The organism is Flavobacterium sp. (genome assembly GCF_031409475.1).
Classification (GTDB): Bacteria; Bacteroidota; Bacteroidia; order Flavobacteriales; family Flavobacteriaceae; genus Flavobacterium.
The window spans coordinates 24,742-37,612 of record NZ_JANNXH010000023.1; the positions used below are offsets into that span (position 1 = coordinate 24,742).

General features: G+C 33.5%; 11 protein-coding genes. 8 read left to right on the forward strand and 3 right to left on the reverse strand.

The genetic code is table 11. The features are described from left to right. The first annotated feature begins 103 nt into the window (after positions 1–103). Positions 104–2,185 carry a M3 family metallopeptidase gene (locus tag RMO53_RS04545; RefSeq protein WP_310378446.1) on the forward strand — a complete coding sequence of 694 codons (2,082 nt, stop codon included), beginning with the start codon at positions 104–106 and terminating at the stop codon, positions 2,183–2,185. A 50-nt stretch (positions 2,186–2,235) separates the two neighbouring features. Here the strand turns inward: RMO53_RS04545 and RMO53_RS04550 are convergent, their stop codons facing one another. Both RMO53_RS04550 and RMO53_RS04555 read right to left on the reverse strand, forming a co-directional pair. Beyond that, positions 2,236–3,348, reverse strand: a complete 1,113-nt coding sequence (locus RMO53_RS04550; RefSeq protein ID WP_310378448.1) for an ATP-binding protein — start codon at positions 3,346–3,348, stop codon at positions 2,236–2,238. A gap of 121 nt (positions 3,349–3,469) precedes the next feature. Then, positions 3,470–4,228, reverse strand: coding sequence for a hypothetical protein (locus tag RMO53_RS04555; RefSeq protein ID WP_310378450.1), 759 nt, complete (start codon positions 4,226–4,228; stop codon positions 3,470–3,472). Positions 4,229–4,363: 135 nt separating this feature from the next. On the opposite strand from RMO53_RS04555, the gene gcvP reads away from it, so the two are divergent. From gcvP to RMO53_RS04590, 7 genes are all read left to right on the forward strand, one after another. Beyond that, positions 4,364–7,207, forward strand: a complete 2,844-nt coding sequence (gene gcvP / locus RMO53_RS04560) for an aminomethyl-transferring glycine dehydrogenase (RefSeq protein WP_310378451.1) — start codon at positions 4,364–4,366, stop codon at positions 7,205–7,207. A 91-nt stretch (positions 7,208–7,298) separates the two neighbouring features. After that, positions 7,299–7,676 (forward strand): group III truncated hemoglobin, encoded by a 378-nt coding sequence (locus tag RMO53_RS04565; RefSeq protein WP_310378453.1) that lies wholly within the window; start codon positions 7,299–7,301, stop codon positions 7,674–7,676. A 127-nt stretch (positions 7,677–7,803) separates the two neighbouring features. Continuing rightward, positions 7,804–8,862 carry a ketoacyl-ACP synthase III gene (locus RMO53_RS04570; protein WP_310378455.1) on the forward strand — a complete coding sequence of 353 codons (1,059 nt, stop codon included), beginning with the start codon at positions 7,804–7,806 and terminating at the stop codon, positions 8,860–8,862. Between the two features lie 97 nt (positions 8,863–8,959). After that, positions 8,960–9,481, forward strand: coding sequence for a methyltransferase (locus RMO53_RS04575; protein ID WP_310378457.1), 522 nt, complete (start codon positions 8,960–8,962; stop codon positions 9,479–9,481). A gap of 31 nt (positions 9,482–9,512) precedes the next feature. After that, positions 9,513–10,361 (forward strand): glycosyltransferase family 2 protein, encoded by an 849-nt coding sequence (locus RMO53_RS04580; RefSeq protein WP_310378459.1) that lies wholly within the window; start codon positions 9,513–9,515, stop codon positions 10,359–10,361. A gap of 74 nt (positions 10,362–10,435) precedes the next feature. Beyond that, entirely contained in the window at positions 10,436–11,185 is a 750-nt protein-coding gene (locus RMO53_RS04585; protein ID WP_310378460.1) for an ABC transporter permease, read from the forward strand. Then, positions 11,182–11,943, forward strand: a complete 762-nt coding sequence (locus RMO53_RS04590) for an ATP-binding cassette domain-containing protein (RefSeq protein WP_310378461.1) — start codon at positions 11,182–11,184, stop codon at positions 11,941–11,943. Before RMO53_RS04585 ends, RMO53_RS04590 begins: the two co-directional genes overlap by 4 nt. Here RMO53_RS04590 and RMO53_RS04595 read toward each other — a convergent pair. After that, the gene (locus RMO53_RS04595; RefSeq protein ID WP_310378463.1) at positions 11,940–12,866 is read right to left on the reverse strand and encodes an EamA family transporter; all 927 of its coding nucleotides are present in this window, start codon (positions 12,864–12,866) and stop codon (positions 11,940–11,942) included. The genes RMO53_RS04590 and RMO53_RS04595 overlap by 4 nt on opposite strands. Between the last annotated feature and the right edge of the window lie 5 nt (positions 12,867–12,871).

The window sequence follows — 12,871 nt, forward strand, 5'->3', positions numbered from 1 at the left end:
CAGCTATACGTTTCAATCTTTAATTTTTTAAAGAAAAAAATAAAAGGATTTCCACCGCTATCTGGGCTATGACTTCTTGCAAATAACAAATGATATTTTTAAAATGAACCATAATCAATCATCAGTACGGACAAGTCGCGACTTGTCCCTAACCCAAACATTCAACACAAAATACGATACAGCACCATTTTCTCAAATAAAAATGGAAGATTATAAACCCGCATTTATACTAAATATCGCTTCCGCAAAAATAGAAATCGACACCATAATAAACAATCCAGCTGCTCCAACATTCGAAAACACCATCGAAGCCTTGGATTTTTCAGGAGATGCTTTGGATAGATTATCTTCTATTTTCTTCAATTTGAATTCAGCAGAAACCAGCGACGAAATGCAAAAAATCGCACAAGAAGTAACACCTTTGTTAACTGAATTTAGCAACGACATTACATTAAACGAAAATTTATTTAAAAGAATAAAAACCGTTTACGAACAAAAAGACAGTTTAAATTTATCTACAGAACAAGCGACTTTACTAGACAAAAAATTCAAAAGTTTTTCTAGAAACGGTGCTTTATTATCCGAAGAAAAAAAAGCAAAACTTCGTGAAATTGACACAGAACTCGCAAAGTTAAAACTGACTTATGGTGAAAATGTTTTGGCAGAAACCAATAATTATCAATTGCATATTACCAACGAAAATGATTTAAAAGGTTTACCAGAAGGAACAATCGAAGCTGCTAAAGCTTTGGCAAAAAACAAAGATTTAGATGGCTACGTTTTTACTTTAGATATGCCAAGTTATTTACCATTTGTAACTTATGCTGAAAATCGTGAATTGCGAAAAGAAATTTCTATCGCAGCTGGAAAAAAAGCATTTCAAAATAACGAATTTGACAATCAGGAAATCACGTTGAAGATTGCGAAATTACGTTTCGAAAGAGCCAATTTATTAGGATACGAAACCCATTCGCATTTTGTTTTAGAAGAAAGAATGGCGCAAAATCCAGATAAAGTAAAATCGTTTCTGAATGATTTATTGATAAAAGCAAAACCTGCAGCCGAACGTGAATTTGCCCAATTATCAGCTTTCGCCAAAGAAATAGACGGAATTGAACAACTCGAAAAATGGGACGGTTCTTATTATTCAGAAAAATTGAAACAAAAACTATTCAATTTAGATGACGAAAAACTAAAACCCTATTTTCAATTAGAAAACGTTTTAAATGGTGCTTTTACAATTGCCCAAAAATTATACGGATTAACATTTACCGAAGTTTTCGATATTGATAAATACCACTCCGACGTTACAACTTATGAAGTTAAAGACGAATTCAACGAACTGGTTGCCATTTTCTATGCCGATTTCTTCCCAAGAAAAGGAAAACGAAATGGCGCTTGGATGACGAGTTTCAAATCACAGCATATTAAAAACGGAGTAAACGAACGACCACATATTTCTAATGTTTGTAATTTTACTCCACCAATTGTCACTTCCGAGAAATCGGAAGCCAAACCATCTTTATTAACTTTCAATGAAGTAACCACTCTATTTCACGAATTCGGTCACGGATTGCATGGCATGTTGGCCAATACGGTTTATCCAAGTTTGTCAGGAACATCAGTTTATTGGGATTTTGTAGAATTACCTAGCCAAGTTATGGAAAACTGGTGTTACGAACCAGAAGCATTGGCAATTTTCGCCAAACATTACGAAACTGGTGAGATTATTCCGCAAGAATATGTCGAAAAAATCAAAGAAAGTGCGAGTTTTCAAGAAGGAATGGCAACGTTGCGTCAAATTAGTTTTGGATTGTTAGACATGGCTTTCCATAGCAACAATCCAAACCAAATTACCAACATAAAAGCATTTGAAAAAGCAGCTTTTGAAGGCACAACTTTATATCCTGATGTTGCCGAAAATTGTATGTCGGTTTCCTTTTCACACATTTTTGCTGGTGGATATTCTTCAGGATATTACAGCTATAAATGGGCAGAAGTTCTGGATGCGGATGCGTTTGCCTATTTCCAAGAAAAAGGCATTTTCAACAAAGAAGTTGCTACAAAATTCAAAGACAATGTACTTTCTAAAGGCGGAACCGAATTGCCAATGGAATTGTATAAACGATTTCGTGGTCAAGAACCAAAAGCGGATGCTTTGCTGAAAAGAGCTGGACTTTTATAATTTTAAACCCTGTCAGAGTTTAAAACTCTGACAGGGTTATTCAAAACTTCCTACTTCAAAAAATCTCTGAAACTATCCGCTGTTATAATCTCAAAACTTCCCTTGTAATAATCCGAAAAACTTTTTGGTAATTTTGCTTTTTTAACTTTCCATTTTATTTCAAAAGCATCAACTTCGTCAGCATCGACTTCGATATAATCAATTTCTTGTTGTTGTGTTGTACGCCAAAAATAGGGTTGTTTGTTGCTGTTTTCATAACTCAACAACTTCATTCTTTCGGAAACCATAAAGTTTTCCCACAATGCGCCTTTGTCTTGCCGCAATGCTAAATTATTGAAATTTCCTATCAACATATTCCGAACGCCATTATCATAAAAATAAATTTTTCTATTGGCTTTTATTTCGTTTCTAGCATTTCTAGAAAAACTATTTAATTTAAAAATTACATAGCTTTTCTCTAATAAATTTATGTAATTATTAACCGTGTTTTTATCAACGCCAACTAATTGCGCAATTTCGTTATAACTTACTTCACTACCGATTTGTAACGCTAATGCTTGAAGAATTTTTTCTAAAACATCTGATTTTCTTATTCCTGTTAACGCTAAAATATCTTTGTATAAATAACTAGAAACCAAATTTTTAAGAATTTCATATTCATTACCCAAATTATTAATTACATCGGGATACATGCCGTATAATATCCTCAATTCTAATTGTTGTTGGGCTTTCATATATCCTACGTTCCCTTCAAATTCATTCCAAGAAATCGGAAACATTTGAAACTCAAATTTGCGGCCTGTTAACGGCTCTTGGGTCAAATTTCCAATATCCAATGCCGATGAACCGCTGACAATTATCTGAGCCGTTTTGATTTGATCGACCATAATTTTCAACTTCAAGCCAATATTCGGAATGCGTTGCACTTCGTCTATAAAAACATATTTATAATCGCCTATAATATTTTTCAGCGTTTCGGTATTTGCGTTTGACAATTCATCACAAACTGACGAATCATCACCGTCAAGAAATAGATACGGTGCGTTTTTTAACAAAGCGTTTATCATTGTTGTTTTACCAACTTGACGTGGCCCAATCAAGACAATTACTTTGCCTTTATTGAGTCTTGACTTTACATTTTCTAATAATCTTCTAGAAATCATTACTTTAAATTTTCACAAACATATAAATAATATTTATAATCACCAAATTTTATATGTTTTTAGTGATTATATTCACCAAATAAATACTAATATTGGTGATTATGTTCACCAATATTAGTATTTATTTGGTGAATGTTAATAAGCATAGCCAAAAAACAGGCACGCTTTCTACCCAAAAACTGGTATAATATTTTGACCGATTTTCATTTGAAAAAAAGATTGAAATGGCAATAACAATTGCAATAACAAAATCTATCGTGAGATTTAATTTAAAAAATAAAAAATCCAAAGTACAGAATAAAACCAATAATAAATAACCCAAAACCTTCAAATTCTGAATTCCTATAATTTTCGGTAACGTTTTTATAGTTTTTGAATCAACTTCAAAATCGCAAATTTCTAGAGGAATCAACAAGCAGAAAATAATTGCAAATCTTTGAAACAGATAAATGTAATTGTGATTAATTTCTAGAATATAAACTGTAATCAAAGTCAAACATAAACTCACAAAAATCATTTTAATTAGTCCAAATTTTCTAATAAACGGATAGATTAAGACCAATAATCCAATTTTTATAAATTCTAATTGAATTATTTTTTCTAATTGAAAAAAACAAAAAAACATTCCTATAATTGCCGTCAAACTTACAAGTAGGATGGCATAATTTTTCTTGAAAGTAAAAACCTGTTTCCAAAAAACTTCGAAATATTTTAAAAAATTATACCCTAGAATAGTTCCAAAAAAAATGAAAAAATCAAGATTCGTATTTGTAGAACTGTTTAACGCATATTTCGTTAGTTGAATCAATGAAAAAACCGCAATCGCAACGTGAATACTAGCATTAATGTACAAATCAAGAATATATTTAAAAACCTTCATTCAACAAAAATAATCAAAGTGTTAATAAGAATCGGAATTAGTTGAAAAATCAACAGAAAAACGATTGTAAAAAAGCATTATGTTAGCAGATTAATATTTATTTTTGCAATCGAATACAACACATTCTCAGATTTTATGAAAACAGACGCATTTGCATTACGCCACATTGGTCCAAGTGAAAACGACCTACAATATATGTTAAAAACTATTGGTGCTGAAACAATGAACCAACTGATTTTTGAAACTATTCCGAGTGATATTCTCTTAAAAGCAGATTTAGATTTAGAACCTGCAATGACCGAATACGAATTTGCAAATCACATAAAAAAGCTAGGCGATAAAAATAAAATGTTTCAATCCTATATTGGTTTGGGATACAACCAAGCGATTATTCCTGCTGTGATTCAAAGAAATGTTTTTGAAAATCCAGGTTGGTACACTGCATACACACCATATCAGGCAGAAATTGCACAAGGACGTTTAGAAGCGATTTTGAATTTTCAAACTATGGTTATTGAACTCTCTGGAATGGAAATCGCAAATGCATCTCTTCTTGACGAAGGTACAGCTGCTGCCGAAGCTATGGCGTTATTATTCGATGTTCGTACTCGCGACCAAAAGAAAAATAACGTGAATAAATTCTTCGTTTCTGAAGAAATTTTACCACAAACGCTATCGGTTTTACAAACACGTTCTACTCCAATTGGTGTAGAATTAGTGATAGGAAATCACGAAGAATTTGATTTTTCGGCAGCGTTTTTTGGCGCAATTCTTCAATATCCAGGAAAATTTGGTCAAGTAAATGATTACGCTGGATTTATTGCTAAAGCAAAAACTAACGAGATTAAAGTTGCCGTTGGTGCCGATATTTTATCATTGGTAAAACTAACTTCTCCAGGAGAAATGGGTGCTGATGTTGTTTTTGGAACTACACAACGTTTCGGAATTCCGTTAGGTTATGGCGGACCACATGCTGCATTTTTTGCAACCAAAGCTGAATACAAACGTAGTATGCCTGGAAGAATTATTGGTGTTACGGTTGATACAAACGGGAATCGGGCGCTTCGTATGGCGTTACAAACTCGTGAACAACACATCAAACGTGACAAAGCAACTTCAAATATTTGTACAGCGCAAGTTTTATTGTCAGTAATGGCTGGAATGTATGCCGTTTATCACGGACCAAAAGGTCTACAATATATAGCAAATATAGTCCACTCTTCGGCAGTAACTTTGGCAAATGAATTAGAAAAATTAGGTTTATACCAAATTAATACCGCTTATTTTGATACAATCGTTATCAAAACTGATGCTAAAAAAGTACGTACAATTGCCGAACAAAATGAAGTGAATTTTTATTATGTTGATGAAAAAACCGTTTCAATTTCTTTGAATGAAACGACAAGTATTGCCGATATAAATAAAATAGTTTCCATTTTTGCCGAAGCAACTGGCAAACAAGCTTCAACACTATCTGAATTACAAGACGGAACTCAAATTCCATCGAATTTAGAAAGAACATCTACTTTTTTACAACACGACGTTTTCAACAAATACCATTCAGAAACGGCTTTGATGCGTTACATCAAAATGTTAGAACGCAAAGATTTAGCGTTGAATCATTCTATGATATCGCTTGGTTCTTGTACCATGAAATTGAATGCTGCATCAGAAATGTTGCCTTTAAGCATGGCACAATGGAATAACATTCACCCATTCGCACCATTAGATCAAGCACAAGGTTATCAAGAAATGCTGACTAAATTAGAACAACAATTAAACGTAATTACAGGTTTTGCTGGTACCACTTTGCAACCCAATTCTGGTGCACAAGGAGAATATGCAGGATTAATGGTTATTCGTGCTTATCATCAATCTCGTGGCGATCATCACAGAAATATTGCTTTAATCCCGTCATCGGCACACGGAACAAATCCGGCTTCGGCCGCCATGGCGGGAATGCAAGTTGTTGTTACAAAAACATTAGAAAACGGAAATATTGACGTAGAAGATTTGCGTGAAAAAGCACTTTTACACAAAGACAATCTTTCTTGTTTAATGGTAACGTATCCATCAACTCATGGCGTTTTTGAAAGTGCTATCAAAGAAATTACACAACTTATCCACGATAATGGCGGACAAGTTTATATGGATGGTGCCAATATGAATGCTCAAGTTGGATTAACAAATCCTGCAACAATTGGAGCTGATGTGTGTCACTTAAATTTACATAAGACCTTCGCAATTCCTCATGGTGGTGGTGGTCCAGGTGTTGGTCCCATTTGCGTTGCGCCACAATTAGTTCCGTTTTTACCCACAAATCCTATAATTCCAACTGGTGGCGAACATGCTATTACAGCAATTTCTGCTGCTCCGTGGGGTTCAGCTTTAGTTTGCTTAATTTCTTACGGATATATTTGTATGTTGGGTGCAGAAGGTTTGAAAAAATCTACTGAATATGCTATTTTAAATGCCAATTATATCAAAGAAAAGTTAAACGGACATTACGATACGTTGTATTCTGGAGAAATGGGTCGCGCAGCACACGAAATGATTTTGGAATGTCGACCATTTAAAGAAAAAGGAATTGAAGTTACCGATATCGCCAAACGATTGATGGATTACGGATTTCATGCACCAACGGTTTCATTTCCGGTAGCGGGAACACTAATGATTGAACCTACAGAAAGTGAAAATCTAGAAGAATTAGATCGTTTTTGTGATGCTATGATTTCAATTAGAAAAGAAATTGAAGCAGCAACAATTGAAGATAAAAATAATGTTTTGAAAAATGCACCTCATACTTTAATGATGGTTACTACTGATAATTGGATTTATCCTTACACTCGTGAACAAGCCGCATTTCCATTAGATTATATTGCAGAAAATAAATTCTGGCCAACAGTTCGTCGTGCTGATGAAGCGTATGGCGATAGAAATTTAGTTTGCAGTTGTGCTCCAATTGAAGCTTATCTATAAGTTTTAGATTTGTTTAAAATTGTTTATGGGTTTAAAGTTGTATCTATTAACCTTAAACCCTTATACTTTTTTAAACTTTTAAACATTCAAAATGAACGACATACAAAACCAAGAGGATTTATATTTACTTGTTAACGAATTCTATAAAAAACTACTTTCGGACGATTCGATAAGTTATATTTTTACTGATGTTGTCAAAATTCATTTAGAAGAACATTTACCTATTTTAGTCACTTTTTGGTCGCAAGCCATTTTAGGAACTGGCGGTTATGTGAAAAACTTGACCCAAATTCATTTGGATATTGACAATATAGAACCTTTAACTCCAGAGCTATTCAAAATTTGGTTAAACCACTTTTTCGCAACAGTTGATGAAAATTTTATGGGAGAAAAAGCCGAAAAAATAAAAACCCAAGCATTGAGCATTGCTACCATTATGCAAATTAAAATCGCTCAAAAAATTCAATAAATTGCGTTTTTCGCATTTTAAACGCTAAAAATTGATTATTTCATTATTATATGCACGCATACTAAATGTCGTGGCTGATAATTGTTTTTTTTACTTAATTTTGCCTAGTAATTTGGAAAACAGAATGATGAAAATAAAGATAAGCGGGATAGGAAGTTACATTCCAGAAAAAAAAATAAGCAACACAGATTTTGATAAGCATGTATTCTTAAATGAAGACGGAACTCCTTTTGGTTATCCAAACGAAGTCGTAATTAATAAATTCAAGGGAATTACCGGAATAGAACACAGACGTTATGCTGAAGATCATTTAGATTCATCGGACTTGGCGTTTTTTGCATCGCAAAAAGCAATAGAAAATGCAAATATTGACCCAGAAACAATAGATTACATCATTTTGGCTCATAATTTTGGCGATGTAAAATTTGGGACAACTCAATCTGATATGGTGCCCAGTTTAGCCACACGTGTAAAGCATAAATTACAAATAAAAAACCCAAAATGTGTCGCGTATGATATTCTTTTTGGTTGCCCAGGTTGGATAGAAGGTGTGCTTCAAGCCAATGCTTTTATAAAATCAGGCATGGCAAAACGTTGTATAGTCATTGGTGCCGAAACACTTTCTAGAGTAGTTGACGCACATGACAGAGATTCCATGATATATTCTGATGGTGCTGGAGCATCAATTATTGAAGCTTCGGATGACGAAACCGGGATGTTATCCTACGAAAGTGCCACTTTCGCTTATGAAGAAGCAGGTTATTTATTCTTCGGGAAATCCTACAATCCAGATTTAGATCCCGACACACGTTACATAAAAATGTACGGCCGAAAAATCTATGAATTTGCATTAAGCCAAGTTCCAGCGGCGATGAAAAGCTGTTTAGACAAAAGTAATATTGCCATAGACGACGTAAAAAAAATCCTAATTCATCAAGCTAATGAAAAAATGGATGAGGCAATTATTCTCCGTTTTTACAAATTATACGGCAAAACTCCGCCCAAAGACATCATGCCCATGAGCATTCACGAACTCGGAAACAGCAGTGTGGCGACTGTACCAACACTTTTTGACCTATTAATTCAAGGAAAAATCGAAAATCAAGAACTACATAAAGGAGATGTTATTATCTTTGCATCCGTTGGCGCAGGAATGAATGTCAACGCATTTGTTTATAGATATTAATTTTTTTAGAAGCTATTCCCGCTATTCGTTGCAATCTTATTGTTTTTAAAGAAAAAACAATAAGGATTTCCACTGCTATCGGGGCTAAAAACACAACATGTACGAAAAAACATTTCCTAATAAAAGATTCAAACACACCTTAGAATTTTTACAAAAACACGTTGCAACCTCTGAAACAATTTTTGATTTAGGTGTTCCAAATCCATTTTCTAAAATAATGTCAGCAAATGGCTATACCGTAAAAAACACCACAGGCGAAGATTTAGACAACAATCAAACTGCTTTGCAAACTCAGGATTATACCGTTTTTACAGCCTTTGAAATTTTCGAACATTTATTGAATCCTTACACTATTTTGCAAAATGTAAAATGTGATAAATTGCTGATTTCAGTTCCGTTGCGATTGTGGTTTTCAACAGCATACCGAAGTAAAACAGATCTGTGGGACAGACATTATCACGAGTTTGAAGATTGGCAACTGGACTGGCTTTTAGAAAAAACAGGATGGAAAATTACCGCTCGTGAAAAATTTACACATCCCGTAAAAAAAATTGGTTTCAGGCCTTTATTGCGCTATTTTACACCAAGATATTATATTGTTTACGCCGAAAGAATTTAGATTTTAGAGTTCCGATTTTAGATTAAAAAATATGAACTATTACATTGTCATTCCAGCACATAACGAAGAAGCTTTCATCGCTTTGACACTCCAATCTTTGGTAGAACAAACCGTTTTACCAACTAAAATTGTAGTTGTCAATGACAATTCAAGCGATGCAACTTCACCAATTGTTTTAGATTTTATTTCGAAATATCCTTTTATAGATTTAATAGAAAAAACTTCAGCGCTCCTACATCTTCCGGGAAGCAAAGTGATTCAGGCGTTTCAGACAGGTTTTGAAAGTCTTGATGATGCTTATGATTTTATTGTAAAAGCTGATGCCGATTTGATTTTTCCAAATAATTATTTTGAAACCATTATCCAGCATTTTCAATCAGACGACAAAATAGGAATGGTTGGTGGATTTGCTTATATCGAAAAAAACAGTGAATTTATTCTTGAAAACCTAACCGATAAAGATCACATTCGTGGCGCTTTTAAAGCTTACCGAAAGGAAACTTTCAAACAGATTGGCGGATTAAAACCGGCAATGGGTTGGGATACTGTGGATGAATTGCTTTGTAAATTTTACAATTGGAAAGTAGTAACTGATGCAACTCTAAAAGTAAAACACTTAAAACCAACAGGCGCAAACTACAATAAAACCGCTCGTTACAAACAAGGCGAAGCGTTTTACACACTTGGTTACGGGTTTTTTATCACGGCAATTGCAGCTGCAAAACTGGCGATGATGAAGAAAAAGCCATTACTATTTATAGATTACATCAAAGGTTTTTGGAAAGCTAAATCAGCAAAAACTCCTTTATTGGTTACAAAAGAGCAAGCCAAATTCATTAGAAACTATAGATTACAAAAAATGAAAGAAAAGTTAATTTGATTATTTGAAAAAACTCATGACTCATAACTCATAACTCATAACTTCTTTTTACTTTAGCCTTTATTTGCAAAACTATGATGCTCATTCGATACATATCACAATTAGGAAAATATTTCTTAATGTTAAGAGAGATTTTCATTAAACAGACCAAATGGTCGGTTATGAAACATCTTATCTTTAAGGAAATTGATGATATTATTATAAATTCACTTGGGATTGTGGCTTTCATATCCTTTTTTGTTGGAGGAGTTGTTGCAATACAGACCGCATTGAATTTGACTAATCCTTTGATTCCAAAATACCTCATTGGTTTTGCCACTCGTCAATCGATAGTGTTAGAGTTTGCCCCCACTTTTATCTCGGTAATTATGGCAGGAAAAATGGGCTCGTTTATTACATCCAGCATAGGAACTATGAGGGTTACAGAACAAATTGATGCACTTGAAGTTATGGGTGTAAACTCGTTGAATTATCTTGTTTTTCCAAAAATAATAGCCTTATTACTTTATCCATTTGTCATAGGAATTGCCATGTTTTTAGGAATTCTTGGTGGTTGGATTGCTGGTGTTTATGGTGGTTTTACCTCGAGTGATGAATTTATAAATGGAGCGCAACTCGATTTTATTCCGTTTCATATTGTGTATGCATTTATAAAAACGCTGATTTTCGCAATGCTTTTGGCTACTATTCCATCTTTTCATGGTTATTATATGAAAGGCGGAGCACTCGAAGTAGGAAAAGCTAGTACAGTTGCCTTTGTCTGGACCTCAGTTACAATTATCCTTTTCAATTATATACTAACTCAATTGTTATTAGGATCATGATAGAGGTAAAAAACGCAGAAAAATCATTTGGTGATAGTAAAGTCCTTAAAAATGTTTCGGCTGTTTTTGAGACTGGAAAAACGAATTTAATTATTGGACAAAGTGGTTCTGGCAAAACAGTTTTGTTAAAGAGTTTACTCGGAATACACACTTTAGAAGTAGGAACAATATGTTTTGATGGCAGAATCTATTCCGAGTTATCTCCAGAGGATAAACGAGAACTTCGCACTGAAATTGGCATGGTTTTTCAAGGAAGTGCTTTGTTTGACTCCATGACGGTTTCAGAAAATGTGGGTTTTCCATTAAAAATGTTTACAAAAAACTCCAATTCAGAAATACAAGACCGAGTAGATTTTGTGCTAAAAAGAGTAAATCTTATTGATGCACACCATAAGTTACCATCCGAAATTTCAGGCGGAATGCAAAAACGTGTTGCTATAGCTCGAGCAATTGTAAACAACCCAAAATATTTGTTTTGCGATGAACCCAATTCTGGTTTAGACCCAAATACCGCCACATTGATTGACAATCTTATCAAAGAAATCACCGAAGAATATAATATTACTACAGTAATAAATACGCATGATATGAACTCGGTAATGGAAATTGGTGAAAACATTTTATTTCTGAAAAATGGAGTGAAAGCATGGCAAGGTACTAAAGAAGAAATTTTTAGAACCGACAACCAAGCAATAGTTGATTTCGTTTACTCTTCAAATTTATTCAAAAAAGTACGAGAAGCTTATTTAAAAGGTTAATTATTTTTTTTCAATTCTATTAATTTTGCACGATAATCACGATAATTTATTAAAACAACTCCTAGCAATATTATAAATAATGCTAAAAGTTCTTTTTGGCTTATTTTTTCTTTGGCAAATAACCAACCCAAAAATAGTGCGATTATAGGATTTATATATACATAAGTTCCCACTAATATTAATGATCTCTTTGTAATAAGCCACAAATAAGCTACATAAGCTACAACTCCAAAAACGACCAGATACAAAGTACTCAACCAAGAGTCTAATGAAACATCGGCAAGTTTAAAATTTTCTGTTTCATTCGTAAAATAAGAAATTACCGAACAAATAATTCCTGCACCTACAAACTGAATGGCAACATTGAACAAAGTAGATAATGAGGTTGGAAAATATCTTGAAAACAAAGAGCCTAATGCCCACATAATTCCACCTACAGTTATTACACTTATTCCTAAAACAAATCGTGAGGAAACAACTGAATTATTTCCAGAAAAAAGAATATAAACACCAATAAACCCAATTACCAATCCTAATAACGAACTGAAATTTGAGAAGTTTACTTTCCATTTTGGAAAATCCAAAACCAAAAACCAAAACGGCAAACTACAAACCACAATGGATGCAATTCCAGAAGGCACATATTGTTCAGCCCACATTACAGAGCCAGTTCCTCCTACAAGTAATAGCGTACCGTATATTGAGTTTTTTAAAATATCAATTGGTTTTGGTTGTGCTAATTTCCCTTGAATTTTAAGGATAAAAAACAATAACAAACCAGATATTATAAATCGAATTCCCATCATCATAAATGGTGGTATCGTTTTTAATCCTAAAAATATAAAATAATAAGTGCTTCCCCAAATGATATAAATGGCTGCAAAAGCAAGGTAAATAAGGAATTTATTTTCGTTTTTATTCAATTTGA